The sequence below is a fragment of the Vibrio sp. AK197 genome (genome assembly GCF_053903115.1).
On record NZ_CP096430.1, the window covers coordinates 1,001,302 to 1,026,818 of the forward strand.

The window sequence follows — 25,517 nt, forward strand, 5'->3', positions numbered from 1 at the left end:
TTACTCGATTTGAATGAGAGGCTTTAGCGGTGATAAGTCAATCAAAGGTTGGTGCATCATCGCTTTTTTATTGCCAAACAAACGTAAGTTAAACTCAGATTGAGTGATCAAGGTGTGGATGTCGATTAATCGAGTGAGCGCATAAAAGCGACTAACGTATTGTTGTGACTCGATCGGCAGAGGTAAGCGTGCAAACTGGCGAGTGTTACTTTGGCCGATGGCACGCATCACTCGACCTTCTCCCGCGTTATAAGCGGCGAGAGTCAGAGATAAATCTTGGTCGAACTTACGATACAAGAAACGTAAATAGCTTAAAGCCGCTTTTGTACTGAGTTCTGGGTCGAGCCGCTGGTCGTGGGTTGGGGTCACCTTTAGGCCAAAGCGTTTGGCGGTCGCTGGCATTAATTGCCATAAGCCGGCGGCTTGCGCATGAGACACTGCATTCCTGTTTAGGGAGGATTCGAGCATCGGCAGCAGCAGTAACTCTTGGGGCAAAGATTGCGCTTTTAGCTGGTGTGAGACGCGGGTTAAAAAGGGCGAGTACTGGCGCAACCGCTGAGTAATTTGCGTGTGGTAAGGCAGGAATCGCTGATAGGCACGTTCTATATCTGGTGACGAAGGGAAGTTTGCCGCGTGTGCCCAAGGAGAGAGCAGAGTCATGACGACCCAAAACCATTTTAACGCGGCGTTAGGCTTAATTACCAAATATTGTGCTCTTGATAAGTATGCTGCTCGGGCTGAAAGATCGGCTTTATCAGTTCGTGAAATGACGCCGAACTTTGGCCATTTTCATAGTTAAGTTGCTGACAGCGCTTGACCAAGCTTTGTAATTTCGCCCATTGCTTGAGAATACCCGGCTTAATAGGGGCGGGCAGTGCGTGCAGCAAGCGGTTAGCACCTTGCTCGTTGGCAGGTAAATGCAGCTGCTTCATGCATTGAGTGCGAGTATTCGCCGATTGGCCCAAAGCATCAAGAATAGGGTTAACTTGGCGAAGGTTAGTATCCAACGCTTCGCCATTAAATTGCAGGTATAAAGGTTTTTGAGCTTCAAGCAATTGTGCGAGCTGCTGATAGCGCTCGATATCTGCTCTGATCGTTCCGACAAACTGCTGCGCAAGACGTGTTTTACTTGAGTTCATGGTCGTCTCCATTACCTTTGTACCAATTGGAATTATGATTCGTGACCAGTGTGAAATTGCATGATGGCGTGAGATAACGCCTTAGTGTCTAACTTGAGTTCACCTTTCACCAACGCATCTTTCACTTTTTCAACTTTCGCCATATCCACATCGGGGAGCGAGGCCATTGCGGCTTGCGCGCGATCGATCGCTGCAGTATTTACATTCATCGCCGATTGCGGAGCTGACTTCGCTTCTGGCGTACTTTGTACGTTTGATCGCGACTGGTTGAAACTGGTTTGAGGGACGTGACCGCCCGAAACTTTGTCAATTTTCATGTGTCGTCTTACTTAATTTAGCCATTGTTACCATTAATAAACGACTTAGGTATTAACAATATTAAATGGGATCGAGGATTTTGATGCGAAAGTTGTTTATTTTTATTAATACACGACTCAAGCATCGAATGACGACCCATAAAAATCAAAAATGATACCTTCAGTCAAATTTTTAATTTTGACATCAGAACTGGGTATGGACTTCATTGATACCTGTGACCACGGCACGGATAACCTTTTGTGAACGGCTATTTTGCACGTCGATTTGGTCGCCTTCTCGTCCTTCTTCCAGTGCAACGCCTTTGGTGCTTGCCTGAAATCCATCTTGCGCAGCAATAATCACCACTTCATTGCCTTTTTCCACCCATGCTGGGGCGACGATAAAGCGTGGGCTTAGAATTTGCCCAGTACGAACTTGGCGATGGGCTTCTTTACCTGCGGCTTGTTCAAGATGAGTAAACACCGATGTTTCTCGAGTCAAAGTCTGAGTTTTAAGCTGTAACGAATTGATATTAACCGTCTCTCCGCGGCGAATCACACTTTTGGCAACCACCACCGGCATGGTAATCGCGGCTTTGATCGTCACATTAATTTTCCACGAGGAAGGCGATTGCTCGCAACTGACTAGGCGCTTGAGGCGGCCGACCGGCATGCTCTGATTATCTCTGCCTGTGACTTGCAGTGGTACTGTGCATTTGGGGAGGTGCTTAGCGGCGCCCGGTATCCAAAAATCAAACTCAGTACGATAGCGCGGCCAGTCGCGAAACTCCGCCATTTCAGCCACTTCTTGGTTTAATGACTCACGCACAGCTTGTTCGATGGCGCTTTCTGTCATGTGAGGCTGAGCGTATACCTGCCATGTCATCAAACTCAAACCCGTGGCAAGCCCCCAGCTTAACCATGTGGAAATTGGCGCTTTCCTCTTCACATTTTTTGCTTCCGTAATGCGGAAGTTTGGTTTCCCTATTTGTTTGTAAAGCATTGAATATAAAGCCTTTTATTTATGGCATGTATCTTGTTTGTCTTGTTTAGTCTTGACGCCGAATGATAAAGGAACAACCGAATGGCGATTAATTTTGAAAATGCGTTGGGTGTCCATCCCGAAGCTCTAAACTTTCGTGTTCAGCGTACCAAAGTCTTAGCCGGTAACCTAGCGAATGTGGATACTCCGGGATACTTAGCCAAAGATTTGAGCTTTGACACTGTGATGAACCAAATGGCGACTCATGGCGTGAATCCACCGGTGCCCAAGCTTGATGTATCAGCCAAATACTCGGTTCCTTATCAAAACAGCAAGACCGGAAACACCGTGGAATTGGGCGTTGAACAAGCTAAGTTCACTCAAAACAACATGGACTTTCAAACTAGCCTGACATTTCTCAATATGAAATTCAACGGCTTATCTAAAGCGATTGAAGGACGTTAATCATGCCTTTTACTGACATATATTCGACCGCCGGATCCGCGATGACCGCGCAAACTGTCCGCTTAAATACCGTGGCCAGTAACTTGGCGAATGCGGACTCTGTTGCCGCCAATCCGGACGATGCCTATCGCGCACTCAAGCCTGTATTCGCGACGGTGTATAACAAAACCAAACTTGCCGCTGGCGACAACTTGTACCCGGGCGCGGAAGTTCGAGTGCTTGACGTGGTGCAATCTAAGGGCCCTGCGGAAAAGCGCTTTGAACCTGGAAACCCGCTTGCAGATAACGATGGCTACGTTTACTACCCAGACATTGACGTGGTGGCAGAAATGGCAGACATGATGTCTGCCACGCGCAGTTTTGAAACTAACGCAGAAGTGCTATCAAACGTGAAAAGCATGCAGCAAGGCCTGCTTCGACTAGGCCAAGGAAGTTAACCATGATTGACCAACTTAGTCCGTCAATGACGGATGCGACGGAAGCCAACACCCAAGCCGCGCAACAGCAAGTAAAAGCGAACGGTGCCGACGATAAAAACAGCAAAGAGTCGATGAAGAACGAATTCATCAGCTTGATGGTTGCTCAGATTCAAAATCAAGATCCTCTGAACCCGATGGACGGTACTCAATACGTCAGCCAACTTGCTCAGTTCTCTCAAGTTGAAAGCATGGAAAACATGGCGTCGATGATGCAAAACAGCAATGTTCGCCTCGATAACATGCAAGTGCTTTCTACTGCTGGCTTGGTGGGGCAAACCGTTTATGTCAACAGTAATGAATTCGAGCTTGGCTCTGACCCTCAAAAGGGCAAAGTCGAGTTGGAACAAGATGCCAGTCAACTTAATTTGCTGGTCACGGACCAATTCGGTCAAACCAGCAAAGTCGCGCTCGGCCCAAATAAGGCCGGCGACGTAGCGTTCAGTATTGATCCTCAAAAACTGGGTCTAAGCCCAGGTCAGTATCAGGTCAGTGTTGAAGTGGCAGAAAATCAGCCACAACCGGCCATTATGCTGGCTGGCAAGGTTGATCAAGTTCAAGTGCCAAGCAGCGGCACCAACGCAGGATCAACTTTGGTCAATATTCAAGGTGTAGGAAGCGTTCCTTTCTACAACATCGCCCAATTCGGTGCTTAATCGTTAAGGAAATCAGAGGTTAATTATGAGTTTTAACATTGCTCTCAGTGGATTGGACGCAACCAACACTGAACTAAATACCATCAGTCACAACATTGCGAACTCGGCAACCACAGGTTATCGCGGTGCGCGTACCGAATTCTCCGCGGTGTATAACGGCTTTCAACCCGGTGGTGTGGAAGTGTCTGGTATTACACAAAACTTTGACAAGACAGGGTCCATTACCGGAACTGGGCGTTCGTTGGATGTTGCGATTAACGGCAAAGGCTTCTTTGTTACTAAAAGCAGCTCTGGTGAAGTGTTGTATTCACGCTCTGGCGCGCTTAACAAAGATAAAGATAATTTCATTGTCAATGATACTGGCGCGCGTATGCAAGGTTACAACGTCGATGGTGACAACACCTTGCAAACAGGGGCCGTCACTGATTTGCGTTTGAATACCGGGTCTTTGGCGGCGAGGGCGACAGACCGTATCGGTTTTGTGGCTAACTTTGATGCCAGCGCCAATGAAGTCAATCAGCTAGCAAACCCGTTTGACCCCAATGATCCAAATTCCTTTAACTCTTCTTATACCTCGCAAGTGTATGACTCGCTCGGTAATACCCACACTGTGACCCAGTACTTTACCAAGACGGCTCCCAACACGTGGGAAGTCAATGTTCAAGTCGATGGCTCGGTGGATCCAGTCGCGACTCAAGAAGTGGAATTCAATGAAGATGGTACGTTAGCCGCACCACAAGGCGCGTATGCAATCAGCTTTCCTGCTGCGGGTGCTGAAGACATGAATATTGATATCAGCATTGATGGTAGTACCCAGTTTGGCGCTGAATTTGGTGTCAGTACCAACAACCCAAATGGTTATACCGCAGGTGATTTGGCCGGTATTCGTATCGAAGGTAACGGCATGCTCTACGCCACTTACACCAATGGTGAATCCCAGCTTCAGGGTCAGGTCGTGTTAGCAAACTTTGCCAACCCTCAAGGTCTTGGCAAAGTCAGCGGCACCGCTTGGACTCAGAGCTACTCGTCGGGGGCACCGATTGTTGGCGCGCCAAGCACGGGGACATTGGGTGATTTAACTCCTGGTGCACTTGAAAGCTCAAACGTTGATTTGACCAGCGAGTTGGTCAGTCTAATGACCACGCAGCGTAACTATCAAGCCAACGCCAAGTCAATCTCGACCGAAGACAAGCTGACTCAAGCTTTGTTTAACGCGATTTAACGAGTTGAGTTATGGATAGCTTTTTATACACAGCAACCTCTGGAGCCAGTCGCGTACTTAAAGCGCAGCAAGTGCACTCAAACAACTTATCAAATGCGGATACCGCCGGTTTTCGCGCTGATATGGAAAGGCTAAACAGTGTGCCATTGCAAGGGTCTGGATTTGACGGACGCACCATGGTTGTCACCAACTCGGCAGCCACTCGCTACGATTCTGGGGACATTACGAAAACGGGGCGTCCATTGGATGTGGCGATTCTTGGCGAAGGTTTCTTCGCCGTAGAAACACCCAATGGGGAAGAGGCATATACCCGCGCAGGGAATATCGCGGTTGATGTTAACGGCGCGTTGAGCATTAACGGTTTTGCGCTGATTGGTGAAAACGGCCCTATGGTGCTTCCGGAATATCAGAAAGTGGAAGTCAGCGAGCGTGGGGTTATCTCCATCACGCCTCCGGGCGGCGGGGCTGAAGTGCAAGTTGGTGCGATGAAACTGGTTCGCCCTGAACCTAATGAGTTGCAAAAGCAGAGTGACAGTTTGTTGCACACGGTCAATGGTGGCGTGCTAGACGCTGACGAAACGGTGCAGATTGCCTCTGAACACGTTGAAGGCAGTAACGTGTCAGCCATTGATGAACTGCTCAATGTGATGTCGTTGACACGCAACTTTGAAATGCAAGTCCGGATGATGAAAGCCGCAGAAACGTTGGCGCAAGCCGGTAACAAAATGATGAGCGCGAGATAAGCGACCGCTTACTAAAGGAGTAACACATGCACTCAGCACTTTGGGTCAGTAAAACGGGGATGGCCGCTCAAGATTCAAAAATGACGGCAATCTCAAATAACTTAGCAAACGTGAATACGGTCGGCTTTAAGCGTGACCGAGTCATGTTTGAAGACTTGTTCTACAGCATTCAGCGCCAGCCAGGCGCCCAGGTCGATCAGGTCAATCAATTGCCATCCGGCGTTCAGCTAGGTAGTGGTGTACGCGTGGTTGGCACAGAGAAAGTCTTCACGCAGGGCAACACACAAAATACCAGTCAAAACTTGGATCTCGCAGTAATGGGGCAAGGTTTTTTCCAAATCGAAAACTCCGATGGGCAAATTATGTACAGCCGTAATGGCCAGTTTCAGGTCAACGCAGAAGGCTTGATGGTCAATGCGCAGGGCCTACCTTTACAACCGCAGATTCAAATCCCAGACGATGCACACTCTGTTTCCATCGGCAGCGACGGCACCGTGAGTATCACCACGGCAGACGACCCTGCGCCGCAGCAAATTGGTCAAATCACGTTGGCGCGCTTTATCAACCCAGCGGGCTTGGAAGCGCTTGGGGGTAACTTGTTCCGCGAGTCGGCGGCGAGTGGACCTGCCGACGAATTGATTGCGGGAACGGACGGCGCAGGCACCATTAAGCAAGGCACACTGGAAGGCTCCAACGTTCAAGTCGTTGAAGAGATGGTGGATATGATCACCACTCAGCGTGCTTATGAGATGAATGCGAAAGTCGTTTCAGCGGCAGATGACATGCTCAAGTTTGTCGCTCAGTCAATGTAAGGATAGTCATGTTCAAAAAGGATAGAAGTCTGCACTGGCTCACAAGAGGATGGGTTGTTGCATCATTACTCGTCACCTTAACTGGGTGTATTGGGCGTCCGCCGTTTTTTCCGCCGGAAGCTACGCACCGTACCCAGCCAAAAGCGACGCTTCTAAATGGAACCAACCCAGAGCCTAAGCTTGCGTCAACTGACGAAGAGGCTTTGCCGTATCCTGGTGACCCGCGTTTTGCACCGCCAGACCTGACTTTACAAGTGCCACAGGCGAAGTCAGGTAGCCTTTATCGTCCTAAATACAACATGACTTTATTTCAAGATCGCCGCGCGTATCGCGTTGGCGATATGTTGACGGTGAAATTGGTGGAAGAGAGCCAAGCGAGCAAAAATGCCAACCGTCAACTGGATAAATCGGTCAATCTTGATATCGGTGAGCCGGATTTTATCGGCAAAACCTTAGATAAAATGGCGGCCTCAGCAGACGGTAGCGTCAGCACTGGAGGCACTGAAAGCAGTACTCAAAGTGCATCGATTGATGCGGTGATTACGGTCACCGTGCATGAGGTATTACCGAACGGACTGCTGCGCATCAATGGTGAGAAATGGATGCACCTCACGCAAGGCGATGAATACCTTCGCTTAACTGGATACGTTCGCCCCGAAGATATAGACCGCCAAAACCAAGTGCCATCACAGCGTGTTGGCGATGCTCGCATTACCTATTCAGGTCGTGGCGGCATTGCTGAACGTAACTCCAATGGATGGATGACTCAATTCTTCAAGAGCCGATGGATGCCTTTCTAATGAAACCAATACACTCTTTTTATTCAACATTGCTTTTGCTGCTCTCGGCGTGTTTTCTTCACACCGCCAAAGCGGAAGTAGAAATTCCTATTATGGACCTGGTCGATGTACAAGGTATTCGTGAAAACCAACTGGTGGGCTATGGCTTAGTCGTTGGCCTGGCCGGTAATGGTGACCGTAACCAAGTGAGCTTTACCTCACAGTCAGTAACTAACATGTTGCGCCAGTTTGGGGTTCAGCTTGATGGTAACTCAGACCCCAAATTGCGTAACGTTGCTTCGGTCAGTGTGACGGCAACCGTCGACCCGATGGCGGGTCTTGGTCAAAAAATTGATGTGGTTGTCTCCTCCATTGGTGATGCCAAGAGCCTACGTGGTGGTACGCTGCTGTTGACTCCGCTGCGCGGTATTGATGGTGAAGTTTATGCGGTCGCACAAGGCAATGTGGTGGTTGGCGGTGTGTCGGCGCAAGGGCAAAGTGGCTCTAGCGTTTCAATTAACGTGACCACCGCAGGCCGTGTGCCTGGCGGGGCGACATTAGAAAAAGAAATTGCCTCAGATTTTAACCAACAGCCGACCATTACTTTAAATCTGCGCAAGCCAAGTTTCACGACCGCGAAGAACATTTCACGAATAATCAACAATACGTTTGGCCCAGAAGTGGCGACCGCCATCAACCAATCTCGGGTTGAAATGCGCGCACCGGAAGACACTCAGCAGCGCGTTGTCATGATGTCGATGCTAGAAGAGATGTCAGTGGTCGAAGGACGCAAACCTGCCCGTGTGGTCTTTAACGCCCGCACTGGCACGATTGTGATAGGTAAAAATGTCAAAATTGGCGAAGCCGCTGTCAGCCACGGTAACTTAACCGTACGAATTACAGAAACGCCGCAAGTCAGCCAGCCAAACCCCATGAGCGGCGGACAAACCACGGTTGTGCCACGTACTGAAATTGGCATTGAAGAGGAACAAGCAAAAATGATGGTATGGCCGTTGGGCACTGAGCTCGACACCATCGTCAGTGCCGTGAACAGCTTAGGCGCAACGCCCACCGATTTAATGTCTATCTTGCAAGCGTTGCATCAAGCGGGTGCACTCAATGCCGAGTTGGTGGTTATTTAAGGAGACGAGGATGAATTTAGACAGCGTAAACAATCAAGCTCAATTAACCTCGCTTCTCTATCAAGACAGCAAAGGGTTAGAGAACATTAAGCACGCAGCAGATCAGCGCGAAGCTTTGAAAACGGTGTCCGGCCAGTTTGAAGCCATGTTTTTACAACTGGTATTGCGTCGTATGCGTGCGGGCAGCGATGCTATTGCCGATAAAGACAGTCCATTTTCCAGCCAGCAACAAGGCGTATTTCGCGATATGTATGATGGCCAATTGGCGATGGAAATGTCGAAAAAGCAAGGCTCTGGTATTGCTGAAATGTTAGTTAAACAACTGAGTCCAGCGGTTCAAGATCCCAACCTTGAGCAAGCGAGCAATGTGATTTCGGCGCAAGATCTGTTTAATTCAACGTCTGTGGAACCCGTATCACATCCTGACGACTTGGCGGCAAACCGAGTTAACGCCAGCGGTGAAGTGGTCACCTTATCTAAAAAGGCTACCGGCGCGTTGCATAACAATGCGTTTGCTCAGCCACTGATTAGGAAAATGGAGCTGTAACTGAGATGAATTTGGTAAATATTGGACTATCTGGCCTCAATGCGAACCGCGTCGCGTTAGATGTGACCGCGCAAAACGTCTCGAACGTCAACACTCCGGGATATACGCGCCAGCAAGCAATGATGGCAACAGTCGGTGGTGTGAAAGATAATAATCTCGATCCGGGAGCGGGGGTGGAAGTGACCAACATACGCCGAGTGACAGACCAATTTCTGGTCAAACAGATGTGGTCAACCAACAGTAATGCGTCCTATGCATCGCACTACACCACCAACATGAGTCAGATGGAAAACACGCTTGGCGCGGACGGTTTTAGTATTTCTTCCGGCCTAGACTCTTTGTATGCCGCGCTGCATGACGCCACCTCCAAACCTGAGTCGATTCCACTGCGTCAACAGATTCGTAATGAAGCCGAAGCGATTTCTCGCCGCTTTAATACACTCAACCAAGCTTTGTATAGCCAGCATAAAGACATGCATGATCAGCGTAACGCGGCGGTCGCGAACGCGAATACATTGCTTGTGAATATTGCCGATATCAACAAGCAGATCGCCGAATCAAGTGGTACTGGGGGCAACCCTGCTCAACTTCTTGATAAGCGTGATGAATTGATTAACCAACTGTCAGAGTTGATTGAAATTAAAACCTCGGATCAGCACGACGGCACCACACAGGTGACTCTGGTTTCAGGCCAACCGTTAGTGATTGGCGGAGAATACGGAACGATTCGCGCGGTTCCTCGTGACGATGACTCCTATTTAGCACAGATGGAAGTCGATTTTGATAAACAAACCTTTGCGGTGACCAGTGCCTTAGGCGGCTCGTTAGGCGCGATCAACGATTATCAAAATGAAGTGCTCAAACCGTATATGGTTGCGCTCGATGATATGGCGGCTGGGTTAGCCGACATGTTCAATGGCGAGCTTGCCAAAGGTATCGACTTAAATGGTCAGCCTGGGCAAGCACTGTTTCGTTATGACCCCGAACACCCGGCATCAAGCCTAGACATCACCACGATTACACCGGAGCAACTGGCGTTATCCGGTGATGGAAACCCAGGTAACAGTGATGTGTTGGCGAACCTGATCAGCTTAAGTAACCGCCCGGTGAGTGTTGGGCGTTTTGGCAACGTATCAATCAATGACGCTTTTACTGCGATTGTCGGTGAAACGGCAATAAAAGGGCGTCAGGCGGAATCGGACTATCAAGCGAAAACGGCGATGAGCGAGCAAGCTGTCGCAGCGCGCGATAACATTGCGGCGGTTAATAGTGATGAAGAAGCGTCAAATTTGATGACGTTTTCTAACGCGCACAACGCCAACATGAAAGTGATCAGCACTGCCAACAATCTTTTCGACACTGTACTGCAGCTATTTTAAGGAAGATAAATGAGAATTAGCGACACTCAATTTAGTAAGACCATGCTGCAAAGCCTAGACCACAACAACGCCGGTTTAGGGAAAGTGATGCAAGAGATGGCCACTGGCGATCGTTTGACAAAATTGTCTGACGACCCAATGGCGACCATCAAACTCCTCAACCTTGATCGAGAAGGCAGCGCCATTACCCAATACAAAACCAATATCGCGAATGTGAAAACGACGCTATCGAGTCAAGAAGTGTATTTGGATTCGGTAAACGAAAGTTTAAAGCATATGCGTGAATTGGTGCTGTGGGGCTCAAACGGCACAATGAACGAAGATGATCGCCAAGGTATCGTGACTGAACTCTACAGCTTACGTGATGCGATGGCGTCGTCGTTTAATGCGCAAGATGAAGAAGGGCACTATCTGTTTTCGGGCACCAAAAGTAATGAACCGCCCTTAGTGATTCAAAATGGCAAGTATGTCGTGCAGGGGAACAATGATAAGCGCGTGGTCACGGTTGCCAAAGGTGTCACTATGGAGTCAAACATGACGGCTCAAGACGTGTTAGATCTCAATGGAACCAGCGATGTTTTCAATATGGTTGATGGACTAATTGCTGAATTTCAAAACCCGAGTCCAAATTTTAGACCCAAAGTCGAGCAAGCATTGCACAGCGTTGATGGAACAATGAATAATGTGTTGGCAGCAATAACAGAAATGGGTGGCCGCCACAACAACCTCGATTTGATGGACAGCGCCCACGCCGACAATAAATTGTTTGTCGATAAGATCACCAGCGATATCTCCGCTTTGGATTATGGTGAAGCCTCGGTGCGACTGAATAACTTCATGGCCGCGCTGCAAGCGACCCAAGCAAGCTATGTGAAAATCGACGATCTGTCTCTGTTTGACCGTCTATAACGAACGGGCTGCGCGTGACGTAGCCGTTCGTTTTTATCATTAAAGGAACTTTTCATATGGCATTGAGCACGGTTGAAGTCAGACCGCATAGTATAAAACTGACTGGCCAGGAACAGCCGGTCATCACTTCCGCTCGTTCTTCCGATTCTGCAATTCGTCCCGCACCAACTCAAGGGCAAGGTAAAGCTGCGCCGCCGTCATCTTATTCTGTATCTAGCATCATGCTCTCTCAAGGGCAGCAAAATGCGACGGCAGTACAAATTGCCAACAAATCGCTGCAGTTTGTGGGTAAAGAGCTAGGGCATATCAAGCGCGCGCTTTCTCAAGCGTTAACCCAAGGAGACGTGCCAGTTGCAGAGCTCGGCGAACGTTTAGAACAATCAAAGAAACGCATTATTAACGAACTTGATGGCGCTCGCTACGATGGCAAACGGGTGATCGATAATGAACTTCAAGTCAAGTTAGACAGCGCCGATATGCGTCGCTTTATTGTCCCTGGCTTAAATGTGAACCGCTTAAGTGAGCGTCCAGAAGAGATTCGGCTGGATTTTCCTCAGGGCCGTTCCGTCATGATTCAGTTTGATGGTCAATCGGATGGCCAGCGTTTGGTCAAGCAGATCGATCGCATCTTAATTCCACTGGGTATGCGCGCTTCACTTCATGATGATGGGTCGGTCGTCTTTGAAACCGATGAGCGCACCTATAAGCAGATGCAAAATAAGGTCATGGTGACTGGAGAAGGCCATCGCTTTCCTGCGGGGCAGGCCAACCTGTTTACCGTTAAACCGCAGCCAGAAGGTATTTCAGAGCTAGGCTTTAACCTTGCCTCACGAGATGGCATTAAGCGCACCATCGCTCGGGTCAATCAGCATCTGCAGCAAGTACAAAAAAGCCTCGAACACGCACGAGAATTCAGCAGTGACTTAACGGTTAAAATGGATTCCATCCAAAACCAAGGCAAAGTGCTGTCAACGGATGAGGTTAACCAAGCGCTTGATACGTTTGTTGATTCCTCGGGTGAGTTTACTTCAACGTACAAAGCGTTGAATGCTCAGGCGAACTTACGTCGTCACTCGGTGGTGGCATTGCTGAAGTAACGTTAGTTGTTGGTGACCACCATGATCGAAACGCTCTTGACCACAAGGGCGTTTTTTTTGCTTTTTGGTTGTAGACTCCGCCGAGTAAGTAATTGCTCACTTTAAAGGGGGCACGAACGGGTTACGGAAGCTGCACTAAGCGGTATTTCAGTTCATCAATTTGCGGCGCGTTACCATTCGCGTCAAGCAGCGTCAGTTCATTGTTACCGACAAAGTATCGGTTCTGTTCACTCTTTTCTGCAAGCAGTTCTATCACGTTGCCATCGTTGCTCCATTCGATGGTGCCACTGGAGATAATAGGCGATTTGTCACTGCCGACATACACCTTTTGAATGACGTAGGTATCGTTTGGATTGACGGTTAATGTGGTTTCTACGCCATTGCAGTCTACACACGGTAAGATGCCTTCATACACGCCATGCGTTGCAGTCGGCAGCAAAGCCGCGTGATTGGCTTTTTGTGACTCTATGGTATTGGTTGTAGGTTCAGGCGGAAGTTTATATTGATCCTCTTCGACTTGAGGCGAAGGTGGGAGTGTACGTTCATGCTCATCTTGTCCTAAGTCGCATCCAACGAGTACCAGGGCTAAGGCAGAGACAGCAAACAGTGATTGATTCATAGAGATTCCCTCTTTTGGTGATTGATTCCGATTCACTTCAAACAAAATTAGTATTAACCAAACTAATGGATGAACCGTCAGTAGTAAGTAAGGGGAATGGCTGTCGCTGTCAGAGCTTTGTTAGTTATGATTGGTTAGAGATATGGATACAAAAAAACGCCAGCATTGGCTGACGTTTTTGTAGATAAGGCCGACTTTTGTGTCTTTTCGCGCCTTTTTATTGCTTTTTAAGCTGGTAGGCACTGGCGAGAGAACCTTCAATCACTTGGCCGTTGGCATCAAGCTGTCGCACACTGGACTCGGTAATTGCAAAGCGGTTGGGCGCGTCTTCTAGATTAGTGAGGCTAATGATATTACTGTCACTTTTCCAGTTTATATCGCCTTGGGTAACGGTCGCCGCTGCGTCTTTACCTTGATATATTTGCTTCAGGGTGTACGAACTATCGGCGTGTAACGTCAATGTCGTTTCAATCCCTTGGCAGTCAGCGCAGGGCAATACACCATGATATTGCCCTGGCCAATTTAGGCTTTCTCGAGGGGCAGTGATTACTTTCCCTCAGCCGCAGCCTTAACGTCATCGGACATTTCTGCTGCACTGTCAGAAGCGTCATCAAGCATGTCGCTGGTTGCGTTAGCGGCATCATCGGCGGTGTCATTCATCGCATCACCTGCATCTGACGCGGTATCGCTGATAGCATCGCCAGCATCCGACGCGGCATCTTTAGTGGCGTCATACGCATCAGACGCGCCGTCCGCGATAGAGTCACCGGCGTCGCTGGCGGCTTGTTTGGTATCATCGTAAGCATCAGAAACAGCGTTGCTTGCATCGCTCGCCATTTGTTTGCTGTTTGCGACGGCATTATCAGTCGCATCACTGATGTCTTGACCCATCTCTTGAGCTGATTGCTTCACTGAGTCGGTTGCATCAGATGCCATGGTTGCCAAGTCTTCAGTCTCTTTCTCGACTTTCTGTGCTGCATTTTCTGCTGCCGCTTTGACATCGTTAGCTTGTTGATTGTTATCACAGCCACTTAAAACGAGCGCTGCTGCAAGGGCTGATAGCGTGAAAATGTGCTTCTTCATAAATTGTTCCTTTCAATGTGAAACGAATCACGGTGTTCTTATGGTCTTATTATCGGTGGGATTTTACGACCCATCGTCAAAAAGATGTCATTGTTCACCGTCGGGTGTCAGGTATGTGTTATTAATTGAAAGGAAAAGGCTTTATTGACTCTATACCAAAAAGAAAAAGTACAAAAAGCAGATGAACGCCAATAAAGTGGCGGAAAGTGTCGGGTAAATGATGTAGGACTCGCGGCGTGATGTACGTTGAAAGCACAGAAAGCTCAGCAGAATGTTGTAAAACAGTACAAGACCACTAACGATGGTGCCCGCATTGAGTGACAAACTGGATAGACGAAACAAAAACAGTCCAAGGATCAAGTAATCAATCACGATAAGCCATAAAAAAGCTTTCTTAAGAATGTCATCTTGGCTATTAACGGAATAAGGCTGTGAAAAAGGCATGGCAAGCTCATCACTGTCTGGACAAAGGAAATAGGCCACCCACTTTGGAGTGGCACATCATAAAATTATCGTTGTACGTCTTATAAGATAATTAATTAACAGCGGGCTCTTCAGTCAGTGACTGTCGAATCACAGGCTGATTAAACTCAGCTTGCTGTTTCGCTTTAACCAACTCACTGTCTTGCTGGTTTCCAAACAAGTTTTCGAGCATTGTGGCGGCAGGGGTAGTGAGAACGAAAAGTTCAATTCGTCGGTTTTCACTCCCATCTGGGTCATCGGGATTAAGCAACGCTTTGTCCGACATACCTGTAACTTGTAATACGCGGTCCTCAGGCATTCCCCCATCGACTAAGGTTTTCCTCGCAACGTTAGCGCGATTGGTGGAAAGGTCCCAGTTTGAACGGAGGCTACGCTCGCGATTAAACGGCGTTGAATCTGTATGTCCACTCACAATCATTGGATTGTCGATATGGCTAAAAATGGGTGCCAACGCCAGCAGTAAATCTTCAAAGAAAGGCGTTAGCTCCGTACCTCCACGGCTAAACATGTGCTGCTTGTAGTCATCTTGCAGCACAATACGCAGCCCTTGTGGGGTCACCGTCACGTGGACATTATCTTGAGCGCTTATCTGTTTCATAACCTCATCAATCAATCTGGCAAGGGCGACAAGCTGTTCTTGAGTATCGAAACTGCCTGGAATCAACGAATCACTTTCAGGGCCCTCACCATTGCCGTTAAAAAATGAGGTTACAACATGAGAAGAGTCATCACGGCTCTGAACAGAAGATTGAGAGGCGAGATCAATGGGCGTAATGCTAGGCGAAGAATCAAAAGGATTGCCGTGGCTACTGTCAAACACACTGGCACTGTATAAGTTGGCCATGATTGCTTCACGCTCTTCTTTATTCACCACTTGCATAATCCACAGCACTAAGAAAAGGGCCATCAGTGCGATCATAAAATCCGCAAAGGCCACTTTCCAAGCGCCGCCGTGGTGCGACTCTTCGTGCTTCTTACTTGAGCGCTTAAAAACAACATGTTCTTGCTTTTGCATTAGGACTCCTGATCAGCTAACCATCTTTCCATTTCATCGAAGGTCGGCTTGATGTCGAGCTGGATGTGTTTACGTCCGGCATCGATAGAGAGCAGCGTTGGCTTCTTGGCAACATAGGCAACCAGCGTTGCACGCACACATTCATACGCACTCATATTACGTTTCACCCGTTGAGCCATGGCATTACTTGCGGGATCTAAACAGCAGTAACAACCAAAAATACCGATAAACGTGCCGACTAATGCCGCTGCAACGTGATAACCAATCAAGGCAATCGAGCCATCAATGGCTTGCATGGTGATGATGATCCCACCTACCGCGGCCAAAATACCAAAACCAGGAAGCGCTTCTGCCGTGCGTTGCATGGATTGTGATGGCAACATCAAGTCAGATTGAATGGCTTCGATCTCTTGCTCAAGCAAACCTTCAAGTTCATGAGGCGACATCTGGCCCATTGCCATTAAACGCAAATTATCGGCCACGAATGACACTAAACGAGGGTCGTCTTTAATCAGAGGGTAGCGTGCGAACACAGGGCTTTGGTCTGGATCTTCGATATGACGGTCAAGCGACTTAAAACCACCGCTACGAACGGTTTCTAACAGCACTTGCATCAAGCCCATCAGCTCCATGTAGTACTCTTTTTCGTTTTTCGGCTGAGACATCATCGCGCGCAGTTGACCGCGCATCTCTTTTAATACTTGAGGTGGGTTACCAATGATCAGCGAACCGATGGCCGCACCACCGATGATTAAGATTTCCGCAGGTTGCCAAATGGCGGCGAGCTTACCACCTGCCCACATGTAACCACCGAATACACACATTAATACGATGATAACACCGAGAAACTTTTGCATGAAAATAGCTCCTAAGAGGATAGATATTGATTAAGTTGTTTAAGGGCTTGCTTATGCAACTGACAAATTCGCGGCGGCGTGAGATCCAGCACCATCGCGATTTCATGAAGATTTAGTTCATGCTGATAGAACAGCGTAATAAGCAGTTGATCGCGCTTTGAAAGCTTATTGAGTGCCTTTTCGAGACTGCGTCGAATCGATTCGTGATTAATGCCATCGTATTGACCATCAACATGAGTCTCAGAGCCATTTTCAATCATCTGATCAAGGCTTTGCATGTCGCCGGCTAATGACGCTTTAAGACGCGAATAATAGTCTTGCTGATCGGTGCCTAGAGCTTCGATAATCTCGCTGTCATTGGGCTGACGCCCTAGCTTTCGAGTCAGATCACGAGTGATATCGTTGAGTTCATGAGCCTGCTGACGTGTTTTACGCGAACGCCAGTCAAGGCGGCGCAGCTCATCCAAAATAGACCCACGAATACGGCACACCGCGAAGGCAGGGAAGTTAGGATCTTCCACATTGCCATAGCGACGTCCCGCTTCCAGCAAACCAATTAAGCCGATTTGTTGCATGTCCGCGACGCTGCAGTGAGTTGTGGCATGAGCTCGAAGTTGGTTGACAACCCGTTTTACTAATTTTTGGTGCTGCATGAGCAGCTTATTTTCATCGATCGGCACAGAAGGAGACTGTATTTCCGTCTCCACGTCATAGCCTTCCTGATAGTGAATATCCAACATATGAGCCATTCCTTTTGATTACTGAACCACGTATTTGGTCAGCAAAACGTCATCAATCTCTCGAACGATGTCGGTTTTTTCAAATGCGAGTAAAACGGTCTGTTTTACTTCGTTTTCCAGTTCTTTAACCGCGCCTTCACGGTTGAGTGATTCGTAAGTTTTATTGTTGAATAGACGAAGTAATGCGTTACGAATCAATGGGGTGTAGTTATCCAAGTTCTCGATACGTTCTGGGTAGCGAGTTTCGATTGCCAGCTCAATCATCACAAAATGATTTTGTTTTTTGCCTTTAACACTCAGGACAACTTTGTCGAGAGGCAGGAACGCAGGGTCCTTACTTGGCTGAGAACTGCTGCTAAAGAATGAAGGCATCAACGAGCCGCCGTCGGCGCCATCCGATGATGCAGAATTCTTTAAGTACCAAGCACCGCCAAAAATGGTGCCTGCCGAGACCAGTAGGCTGGTAATGATCATCGCGGCAAACATGGCGATAAGTTGCTGTTTAGTCATGCCTTTTCCTCGTTATGCATTAAGCTTGCGTGTTGAGCCAGTGCTCAGAATAATTAGGGGAGAATGGATCGGACGCGTTGTCATTCTCACGCCGTGCGGCAAAAATGGTGGCGTCTTCTTCCTGTTGTGAAGGTTGACTGTTACCGCCCTCACCAGAGCTGACATTGACGTCGACATGCATAAAGTTTTGATCTTGCAATTCGCTTCGTAAGCGATCGGAAATTTGCATCAACGCTTCGCGTGTGACCGCCGTGTTACTGTGGATTTGCACGCTGAGTCGGTCACCTTCAACCCGCACCATCAAGTCCAATTTGCCAAGTTCTGGTGGGTCGAGACGAATCTTCGCCTCTTGCAAATTTTGTTGGGCTTGTAAGGTCACGCGGTCTTGAAGAACCTGCAGCATTTGCTCGCCCCATTTACCCGCTTGGGTATCGATGCGCATGCTGGCCCATTCGGTTCCCGTGGTCATGGCCGCTGGGTTTGCATTGCTCGCGCCATGAGACGGCGCAGCAGGCGAGCCGGTCCCAAGCGCAGCAGACAATGCTGACGCGGCGTTACTGCTTAGTGCATTGCCTTCAACACTGGCGGAGGCTAGTTTAATCAGGTTACTGTCAACCGGACTTGCATCGAGTTTGCTGTTGGCTTGAAGCTGGGCCATCAGCTGGCTATTGGCTAACGCACCCTCGTTTAACGATGAGCTTGCGGCGCCGTAGCTTGCAAGAGGGTTTGTTTGGCTCGCTTGCAATTTGGCGAGTGGGTCAAATTTCCCACCACTCAGTTCTTGCATCGCAAGGCTATTTGAACCTGACGCTTTTAGCGGTTGCTGCGCAGCGTCATGATTGGCGGCTAATTGAGCGATGAGTGCGACCAGTTCTTCGGCGCTTTGCGACTGTTGCGGTGTGTCTGACGCGTCATTTTGCGCGTGAGTACTGCCGTCATTAACGCTTTGCGCTGATGCGTCACCGTCGGTTTTATTTTCTTTATTAAGCGCGAACTTATCGTGTTTGTCAGACGACTTATCGACGTTGCTGCTGCGTGCGTCATGAACCTTCGCGGTCTGTTGTGAATCGGACGCCGACTTAGCAGGCGGCGTCGCGAGTGATGCGGCTTGAACCATCTTAATACCCCATGGTCGTCGCAAGTTGGTAAGCTAAAGCACGTTCTTGCTGCGCGCTGACCAACTCGAGTTCGCCCTTAAGTTCTGCGGTGGCACTGGCGAGGTAGCGGTATGCTGCTTCGTGTACGGCCTTAGTGCGAGAAATCTCAGGGGCTAACAGTGGATCATCTAGGAACATTTGGTGGCTTTCGAGTAGCTCACGAAGTTCCATATCGTAGCGTTGCAATGCTTTCCAATCTTGCAATTTTGTTGCTACCTGTATCCGCCTTGAAAGGTGGCGGAATCGCTCTGGCGATACCTTGTTATGCATAGCTGCCAAAATTCATCCATCCTTCTCTTATGTTGGTCATCACACGTTCCACGTTGGTCAAACGTTCATCACTGTTCTGAACGCTCGCTTGGTACAGTTCAACCTGGCAAAACTCATAAAGCTGATGGAGACTTTCGGCAATTTCTCCGCCGTTCTCTTCATCTAGCGCGCTGTCGAGACCAATCAAAATATTCATACATTTATTGATGGCGGCGCCTTTTTCTGCCAAACGTCCTGCACTCATGTGTCCACGAATGCGCTCAATTTCGTCGAGCAGGCCGTTGATGAGCATAACGACAAGTTGATGTGGGTTAGCTGCGGCCGCTTGGGCATCAAGATCGACTTGCTGATAAGAGTCGTAGCCTGAATCCATTAACATAATGCTTCTCCTTGGGGTCGATTAAGCGAACAGGGTCTGGGTCTTTTCCATCTGTTTGCTTAACTTGTCCATTTGGGTAAATTGTTTAAGGTAGCGATCGTAGACAAGGTCATATTTACGCTCGAGGCCGGCCTGTTTTTGATCTATGCGACTGATGTTTTGTTGCAGGGCGTCTTTACGCGACTTGAACAGACCATCAGAAAACTGCAAATAAGGTTTAACCAGTGATTCCACAGAATCGAGTAGGGCGCCGTGACCGTTAAACATCGCTTCAACTTGAGCGCTGTTATTACGTTGGGCTTCCAAGAATTTGTTGCTATCGAGCTGCATGGTGCCGCTTCGATTGATGCTGATCCCGACTTCAGTGAGGAGTCGACCGTTGTATTGATTGCGCACCACACGGTTTAGTTGGCTTTCAAATGACTGCAGGGTTGGATCACTGGCCAGCGCCCCGCGTTTTACTTCTTCGCCATCGCCGACGGCTGTGCTTTTGTCGATGGTCGACATTAAGCTGTTGTAGGCATCCACAAACCCTTGAACTTGCTCCGTTGTTGCTTCTTCATCTGGAGAGACATTAATCACGAGTGGGCGGTCTGTAGGCTTTTGCGCCTGAGAAACGGTTAAGTCGACGCCTTGAATTGCATCAGTAAACGTGTTGGTGTCACTGGTGAGCTTGAGCCCGCTGTTTTTAGCGCCAAGCCAAATCACCGCGTCAGAGGGGGTCGACAGTTCTTGAGTTTGAGCGAACGCTTGATTAAACCAAGGCTGTTGTACACCACTGGTTGTAAGTGAAATTTTGCTGTCAGCACCAGTGTCGGTGCTGGATAGCATAAAATGGGTTTCTCCGTTAGAGCGCAATAATGTTGCGTTGATACCCGGGTTATCGCTGCTGTTGTTGATTTTAGAAATCAGTTCAGAGAGGCTCGCTTGGCCGGTTTGATCTTTATTCAGTGACGCTAAATCCAGTGTCATGGTCTTTTCGCCAACAGTAAGGTTTAATTGACCGGCAACGGGAATCTGGGTTTGCGGGTCAATATCTTTCGGCATATTGACGGCTAACTGATGTCCGGACGCGATGCTTTCGACAAACACTTGATAATTGCCCGTAGCCGCACCTGGGTTAGTGCTTGCGGAAACAAAGCCTTCTTGCGAAACCGTAGTACCATTTTTGACGATACTGTTATTCATCCCGTTCATATTGTTAACGGTCTGTCTAAATTCGCGAATTTTACCTTCCACATCCCCCAATTCATTTAATTGAGTTTTATACGAATCGGCTTGAGTTTTATAACGGTCTTGAAATGGCTTTACATCATAGGTAGCCATTTGTTGCGCCATTGAAGTTGGGTCTATTGAACTCATCCGTTCGCTCCTGTGAATAATCAGTGTTTCGCATGATTACGATTGAATATTCAAATTAGCAACTTATATGCCATTTAAATAAACATTAAAAATCATTAAGTTATGGTGTTTTTGAATGCAAAGAGGAAGTGTTGTTTCCTCTGTTTTTTATTCCGCTTTCCTCGCGAAAAATACAGACACCATCAACTAAATAAAGCGACAAATAATAGGAGTAATTAAGTGAATGAAATACGATGAAGGGACTTGTTAAAGCCAATGTGATGATGATTCAAAAAAAGAACTGAGCGTGGTAGAAAAGATATTTCTTCGTTGATTTATGTTTGCTTAAAATAAAAAAACCGAGTGTCAAAGGCGAACACTCGGGCTTTAAATTGTCTCTGGTAAAAATAACAGACCATTTGAAATCAAATGATCTGTTGATTGTCAGCAGGAGACAAAAATATGCAAGATAGAGATTGTTATCTTCAATACCACTTAGCGAAGTAGAGAGATAGCCATTGATGGAATCTGGTTGGTTTGAGTTAAAACCGTAGTACCAGCTTGCATCAACATTTGGTTCTTTGTCATGTTTGAAGACTCTACTGCGAAGTCAGCATCCGTGATACGGCCTTTCGCTGCAGCAGTGTTTTCAGAGATGTTCGCCAAGTTATTGATAGTGTGTTCTAGACGGTTCATGTTTGCACCGAGTTTAGAACGTACTGTGTTCACTGTGTCGAACAGACCGTTGATAACGTCAACTTGGCCGTTTGCTGCTTCGTTTGAATCCAACTCACCAACGGTAGAGAAGTCAACACCACCTAGCTGGTCAGAAAGGTCGAACGTCAACGTTTCGTTTGCAGAGGTACCGATTTGGAAGTCGATAGCATCGTCAAGTTTACCGTCTTTCAACAGTTTCATGCCCGCACCGTAAGACGTTTCTTCTAGGATACGAGTCGCTTCTTTCGCTAGCTCTTGGTATTCAGAGTCTAGTGCTTTAAGTTCTGCTTCACCGTTTGTTCCGTTCGCTGCTTGCGTAGCAAGGTCTTTCATACGGTAAGAAACGTTGGTTAGCTCTTCGAGTGCACCATCGGCAGTTTGAAGCATTGAGATTGCATCTTGAGAGTTGCGCATTGCAACAGACATACTGCGGTTTTGAGCTTCAAGTTTGTTCGAGATAGTCAAGCCAGCAGCGTCATCCTTTGAAGAGTTGATGCGTAGACCGGTACTCAAACGTTCCATTGCTGTATCGAGTTTGCCGTTTGTGTTGTTCAGAGTGTTTTGAGTAACTAGCGAAGCGTAGTTAGTGTGCATTGATAAAGCCATTCAAGTCTCCTTGGTTTTCACTATACAGGCTCTGGGATAAACCCTTTGTTCACTAACTAGAGGCGGTTGCGGTTTGAAAATGATTAATAAAAATTTGAGTTTTTTTTAAAATGCCCGTTTTTTGTGGTTTAGATTCCATAAAAAGCGGGCATTTGGTCGTTTATTGGCAAAATTAACATTACCAAACTTCGTTATCTTCATCGCTGAATGCTTTAAAAGACATTGAGGTTGGAATATCACTGAAGTAGCCAAAATAGTAACTTGCGCCTAAAAGTCGATATTGGTTCAATTCGGCTTGGGTACCCACGCGGCTTGCGACCCATGGGAAGTGGTAGCGTTTAAAAAAGCGAATAAGCGGTAGGAGTGCTGCGCGGTCTTCTTTATTTTCTAAGGTGCCGGAGAGTTTTAAGGCGTGAGGTTTGTAGTAAGTGATGAGGGTGTAGTCTTTGTCTTTCGAAGAGATTTCAAACCAAACGGCGTACGCTCTCTCTTTGAAATCCTCTATGAGCTTATCAATAAAGCCCGTTCGTGCCATCGACATTGGAATTTGTAGCGATGGTACTAAATGGCTAAAGGCATGAGCGCTAAACCTCATCACATGGTCGATAAATACCTGACCATGCTCCCAGAGCAGGGCATCAAGTCGTATGGGCACCACCACGTTACTGATTAAGTCTGGATGGAACGTCTCGAGCTGGAACTGAGTTTGACGCAGTGCCAGGTATAAGCTGTAAAGATCAAGGCAGTATGACATCTCATCAGAGAGATCAAATTGATACACACTCTGTTCGTTCTGGCTACCAAAGCGTAAGGTCAGGTGTTGAAATTCCACCTCACCACTTTGTGTTGCACGGATCGCTTGGCAAGCATGACGAATATCATTTTTTTCAAAAGCATCAAACACAAGCTGATCATCATCAGTGACGATGTACTCCTCCATCAGCTTGTGAATCTTTTGATACAAAGATCGGTAATTTGATAAATTATCCAAGGTTACCCACCACGTTTATCTGTTTGTTTTCTGGTATTTCGTTATAGGACAGCACCGCCAATCCTTGGGCAAAGGTTCTTGAGTAGCGGGCCAGTAACGGTCGAAGCTGAGGCATGACCAATAAAATCGGTGCAAAACCACGCTGTTTAAGCTGCTGCTTAATCAAAGGCAGGTTTTGCTGCAATTGGCTTAATATGTTCGGCTCGATCGGGAAACTATCCAAAGACACGTTACCATTACTTTGGGCTTGCTGCAGCGACGCCATTAACATTTGTTCTAAATCGTCTGCCAAAGCATAGACATTTAGTTCATCTCGTTGCCCTGCGATTAGGTTAACGATGGTTCTGCGAAGCGCACAGCGTACGTCTGCGGCAATTAAAATTGGGTCCTTGGAACGTTCGGTGGACTCTAGCATGGTATTGGCAATGGTGCGAATATCTTTGAGAGGAACTTGGTCAATCAAAAGTTGACGATAGACCTTGAGCTGCTGCGAAGCATTGAGCGCTGCGCCCAGCGCTTCAGAGAGTTTCGGTGCTTGCTGCGCCAAGCGTTGATTCATCGCATCAACGTCATCGTGGTTAAACAGTTCCGACAGATTGGTTTTCATTACTTTGCTTATGTGAGTGCTCACTACGGTGGCATCATCGACCACTTGATAGCCCATATTCAGCGCCTTGGCTTTATCTTGGTATTGAATCCATACCGCAGGTAATTGATACGCAGGGTCACTTCCTAAAATCCCGTCAATTTCACCATAAGTTTCGCCGACGGCGATCGCCATCAAACGTTCAGGCTCGATAAACCCATGTTCGATGACTTCACCGTTGAGCGCGATGGTGTACTGATTTGGCTTGAGATTTAAGTTATCGTTAATGCGCACTTCTGGTAATAGAAAGCCAACTTGTTCAGACAAGTTTCGTCTTAAGCCGCGGATACGTTGGCTCAATGGTGCACCTTGGTCTTTGTTCACCAAGTGAACCAATCGATAACCCAGTGACAACGCAAGGCTGTGGACATGAGGTAGGTCATCCCAGCTTAGCGGAGTATTGTCATCGTGTTGCATTGCGTGGCTAAGCGCTTCCACTTCATCCAGCTGGGGATCTTGAGCCACTTTCTTATTTTGCCGCCAACCTGCAAACCCGAGTGCAGCTGCAAAGGCAAAAAACGCCAAATGTGGCATGCCAGGAACCAGACCAATCACCAGCATGATGACCGCAACTGTAAACAGAGTAGCCGGCGTGGCAAGCAGCTGCTTATGCATGGTTTCCGACATACCGCTATCGGTATCATTGATACGAGTCACGATAATCGCAGCGGCTGTTGCCAACAACAGTGAAGGAATCTGCGCGACTAAGCCGTCACCAATGGTTAATAGAGCGTAGGTTTTAAACGCTTCTGATGCTGGTAAGCCATGGGAAAATACGCCAATGGAAATACCGCCGAGAATGTTGATGAACAGAATCATCAAACCGGCGACGGCGTCACCGCGTACAAACTTGGAAGCACCGTCCATGGAGCCGTGAAAGTCTGCTTCATTGGCGACTTCTTTACGGCGCTGTCGTGCGCTCTCTTGATCAATCAGGCCCGCGTTTAAGTCCGCATCGATCGCCATCTGTTTACCTGGTAAGGCATCAAGAGTGAAACGCGCTGATACTTCCGAAATGCGCTCGCCACCTTTGGTGATCACCACGAAGTTAATGATCATTAAGATGACAAACACCACCATACCGACCACATAGTTTCCGCCGATCACCACTTCACCGAAGGCTTGAATCACTTTACCCGCGGAGTCACCGCCATTATGACCTTCCAGCAATACAATACGTGTTGAGGCAACGTTAAGCGTTAACCGTAGTAGGGTAGCAACCAAGAGAATGGTTGGGAAAATTGAAAAATCGAGTGGGCGTTTGGCGGTGGTACTGACGAGCAGCACTAAAATCGCCAAAACAATGTTAAAGGTGAATAACGCATCCAATAACAGAGGTGGCAATGGCAAAATAACCATCGCTAATACCATCAATAGCACTAATGGTATGCCAAGATAGCCTTTACCCGATGACTGGAGTTGTTTAAACCAATTCAGCATGATGTATGTCCGTCCTTCG

31 protein-coding genes are annotated in these 25,517 nt (G+C 47.8%); 12 read left to right on the top strand and 19 right to left on the bottom strand.

The window, feature by feature from the left end; all coding sequences use genetic code 11:
• From M1D72_RS11890 to flgA, 4 genes are all read right to left on the bottom strand, one after another.
• Positions 1–660, bottom strand: a complete 660-nt coding sequence (locus M1D72_RS11890) for a lytic transglycosylase domain-containing protein (RefSeq protein WP_456296996.1) — start codon at positions 658–660, stop codon at positions 1–3.
• 38 nt (positions 661–698) lie between these two features.
• The gene (flgN, locus tag M1D72_RS11895; RefSeq protein ID WP_390190752.1) at positions 699–1,139 is read right to left on the bottom strand and encodes a flagellar export chaperone FlgN; all 441 of its coding nucleotides are present in this window, start codon (positions 1,137–1,139) and stop codon (positions 699–701) included.
• A 32-nt stretch (positions 1,140–1,171) separates the two neighbouring features.
• Positions 1,172–1,456: a flagellar biosynthesis anti-sigma factor FlgM gene (gene flgM / locus M1D72_RS11900; protein WP_390190751.1), complete on the bottom strand. Its 285-nt coding sequence runs from the start codon at positions 1,454–1,456 to the stop codon at positions 1,172–1,174.
• 184 nt (positions 1,457–1,640) lie between these two features.
• Positions 1,641–2,438 carry a flagellar basal body P-ring formation chaperone FlgA gene (gene flgA, locus M1D72_RS11905; protein WP_456296997.1) on the bottom strand — a complete coding sequence of 266 codons (798 nt, stop codon included), beginning with the start codon at positions 2,436–2,438 and terminating at the stop codon, positions 1,641–1,643.
• A gap of 81 nt (positions 2,439–2,519) precedes the next feature.
• On the opposite strand from flgA, the gene flgB reads away from it, so the two are divergent.
• From flgB to M1D72_RS11965, 12 genes are read left to right on the top strand one after another with little or no spacing between them, the layout of a single operon-like run.
• Positions 2,520–2,882, top strand: coding sequence for a flagellar basal body rod protein FlgB (gene flgB / locus M1D72_RS11910; protein ID WP_390190749.1), 363 nt, complete (start codon positions 2,520–2,522; stop codon positions 2,880–2,882).
• Between the two features lie 2 nt (positions 2,883–2,884).
• Positions 2,885–3,319, top strand: a complete 435-nt coding sequence (gene flgC / locus M1D72_RS11915; protein WP_390190748.1) for a flagellar basal body rod protein FlgC — start codon at positions 2,885–2,887, stop codon at positions 3,317–3,319.
• A 2-nt stretch (positions 3,320–3,321) separates the two neighbouring features.
• Positions 3,322–4,014, top strand: coding sequence for a flagellar hook assembly protein FlgD (flgD, locus tag M1D72_RS11920; RefSeq protein WP_456296998.1), 693 nt, complete (start codon positions 3,322–3,324; stop codon positions 4,012–4,014).
• Positions 4,015–4,039: 25 nt separating this feature from the next.
• On the top strand, positions 4,040–5,236 hold the full coding sequence (gene flgE, locus M1D72_RS11925; RefSeq protein WP_390190746.1) for a flagellar hook protein FlgE: 1,197 nt from the start codon (positions 4,040–4,042) through the stop codon (positions 5,234–5,236).
• A gap of 11 nt (positions 5,237–5,247) precedes the next feature.
• The gene (flgF, locus tag M1D72_RS11930) at positions 5,248–5,979 is read left to right on the top strand and encodes a flagellar basal-body rod protein FlgF (RefSeq protein ID WP_456296999.1); all 732 of its coding nucleotides are present in this window, start codon (positions 5,248–5,250) and stop codon (positions 5,977–5,979) included.
• 26 nt (positions 5,980–6,005) lie between these two features.
• A complete protein-coding gene (flgG, locus tag M1D72_RS11935) occupies positions 6,006–6,791 on the top strand; it encodes a flagellar basal-body rod protein FlgG (protein ID WP_390190744.1) in 786 nt (261 codons plus the stop codon).
• A gap of 8 nt (positions 6,792–6,799) precedes the next feature.
• Entirely contained in the window at positions 6,800–7,591 is a 792-nt protein-coding gene (flgH, locus tag M1D72_RS11940; RefSeq protein WP_390190743.1) for a flagellar basal body L-ring protein FlgH, read from the top strand.
• Positions 7,591–8,712: a flagellar basal body P-ring protein FlgI gene (locus tag M1D72_RS11945; RefSeq protein ID WP_390190742.1), complete on the top strand. Its 1,122-nt coding sequence runs from the start codon at positions 7,591–7,593 to the stop codon at positions 8,710–8,712. The genes flgH and M1D72_RS11945 overlap by 1 nt, the downstream gene beginning before the upstream one ends.
• A 10-nt stretch (positions 8,713–8,722) precedes the next feature.
• The gene (locus M1D72_RS11950) at positions 8,723–9,259 is read left to right on the top strand and encodes a rod-binding protein (protein ID WP_456297000.1); all 537 of its coding nucleotides are present in this window, start codon (positions 8,723–8,725) and stop codon (positions 9,257–9,259) included.
• A 5-nt stretch (positions 9,260–9,264) separates the two neighbouring features.
• Positions 9,265–10,638, top strand: a complete 1,374-nt coding sequence (flgK, locus tag M1D72_RS11955; protein WP_456297001.1) for a flagellar hook-associated protein FlgK — start codon at positions 9,265–9,267, stop codon at positions 10,636–10,638.
• Positions 10,639–10,647: 9 nt separating this feature from the next.
• The gene (gene flgL, locus M1D72_RS11960; RefSeq protein WP_390190739.1) at positions 10,648–11,547 is read left to right on the top strand and encodes a flagellar hook-associated protein FlgL; all 900 of its coding nucleotides are present in this window, start codon (positions 10,648–10,650) and stop codon (positions 11,545–11,547) included.
• A 56-nt stretch (positions 11,548–11,603) separates the two neighbouring features.
• On the top strand, positions 11,604–12,644 hold the full coding sequence (locus tag M1D72_RS11965; protein WP_390190738.1) for a flagellin: 1,041 nt from the start codon (positions 11,604–11,606) through the stop codon (positions 12,642–12,644).
• 121 nt (positions 12,645–12,765) lie between these two features.
• On the opposite strand, the gene M1D72_RS11970 is transcribed toward M1D72_RS11965, so the two are convergent.
• The 15 genes from M1D72_RS11970 to M1D72_RS12040 form a co-directional block, all read right to left on the bottom strand.
• Entirely contained in the window at positions 12,766–13,263 is a 498-nt protein-coding gene (locus M1D72_RS11970) for a copper resistance protein NlpE (RefSeq protein WP_456297002.1), read from the bottom strand.
• A gap of 217 nt (positions 13,264–13,480) precedes the next feature.
• On the bottom strand, positions 13,481–13,723 hold the full coding sequence (locus M1D72_RS11975; protein WP_456297003.1) for a copper resistance protein NlpE N-terminal domain-containing protein: 243 nt from the start codon (positions 13,721–13,723) through the stop codon (positions 13,481–13,483).
• Positions 13,724–13,809: 86 nt separating this feature from the next.
• Positions 13,810–14,346, bottom strand: coding sequence for a prolipoprotein diacylglyceryl transferase (locus M1D72_RS11980; protein ID WP_390190735.1), 537 nt, complete (start codon positions 14,344–14,346; stop codon positions 13,810–13,812).
• Between the two features lie 150 nt (positions 14,347–14,496).
• Positions 14,497–14,790, bottom strand: a complete 294-nt coding sequence (locus M1D72_RS11985) for a hypothetical protein (RefSeq protein WP_390190734.1) — start codon at positions 14,788–14,790, stop codon at positions 14,497–14,499.
• 91 nt (positions 14,791–14,881) lie between these two features.
• Entirely contained in the window at positions 14,882–15,844 is a 963-nt protein-coding gene (locus M1D72_RS11990; RefSeq protein ID WP_456297004.1) for a flagellar motor protein MotB, read from the bottom strand.
• Complete coding sequence (motA, locus tag M1D72_RS11995) at positions 15,844–16,701, bottom strand: flagellar motor stator protein MotA (protein ID WP_390190732.1); 858 nt, start codon at positions 16,699–16,701, stop codon at positions 15,844–15,846. Before motA ends, M1D72_RS11990 begins: the two co-directional genes overlap by 1 nt.
• Before the next feature lie 11 nt (positions 16,702–16,712).
• Positions 16,713–17,441 (bottom strand): FliA/WhiG family RNA polymerase sigma factor, encoded by a 729-nt coding sequence (locus M1D72_RS12000; protein ID WP_390190730.1) that lies wholly within the window; start codon positions 17,439–17,441, stop codon positions 16,713–16,715.
• An 18-nt stretch (positions 17,442–17,459) separates the two neighbouring features.
• Entirely contained in the window at positions 17,460–17,951 is a 492-nt protein-coding gene (locus tag M1D72_RS12005; RefSeq protein WP_390190728.1) for a flagellar basal body-associated FliL family protein, read from the bottom strand.
• 19 nt (positions 17,952–17,970) lie between these two features.
• Positions 17,971–19,068, bottom strand: a complete 1,098-nt coding sequence (locus M1D72_RS12010) for a flagellar hook-length control protein FliK (RefSeq protein WP_456297005.1) — start codon at positions 19,066–19,068, stop codon at positions 17,971–17,973.
• 1 nt (position 19,069) lies between these two features.
• Entirely contained in the window at positions 19,070–19,378 is a 309-nt protein-coding gene (locus M1D72_RS12015; protein ID WP_456297006.1) for a LafD, read from the bottom strand.
• On the bottom strand, positions 19,371–19,757 hold the full coding sequence (fliS, locus tag M1D72_RS12020; protein WP_390190724.1) for a flagellar export chaperone FliS: 387 nt from the start codon (positions 19,755–19,757) through the stop codon (positions 19,371–19,373). Before fliS ends, M1D72_RS12015 begins: the two co-directional genes overlap by 8 nt.
• Positions 19,758–19,778: 21 nt before the next feature.
• The gene (gene fliD / locus M1D72_RS12025; protein ID WP_456297007.1) at positions 19,779–21,119 is read right to left on the bottom strand and encodes a flagellar filament capping protein FliD; all 1,341 of its coding nucleotides are present in this window, start codon (positions 21,117–21,119) and stop codon (positions 19,779–19,781) included.
• Positions 21,120–21,593: 474 nt separating this feature from the next.
• Positions 21,594–22,421, bottom strand: coding sequence for a lateral flagellin LafA (gene lafA, locus M1D72_RS12030; RefSeq protein WP_390190721.1), 828 nt, complete (start codon positions 22,419–22,421; stop codon positions 21,594–21,596).
• A 178-nt stretch (positions 22,422–22,599) separates the two neighbouring features.
• Entirely contained in the window at positions 22,600–23,412 is an 813-nt protein-coding gene (locus tag M1D72_RS12035) for a diguanylate phosphodiesterase (protein WP_390190720.1), read from the bottom strand.
• Positions 23,405–25,498: a flagellar biosynthesis protein FlhA gene (locus tag M1D72_RS12040; protein ID WP_456297008.1), complete on the bottom strand. Its 2,094-nt coding sequence runs from the start codon at positions 25,496–25,498 to the stop codon at positions 23,405–23,407. The genes M1D72_RS12035 and M1D72_RS12040 overlap by 8 nt, the downstream gene beginning before the upstream one ends.
• Positions 25,499–25,517 lie beyond the last annotated feature (19 nt).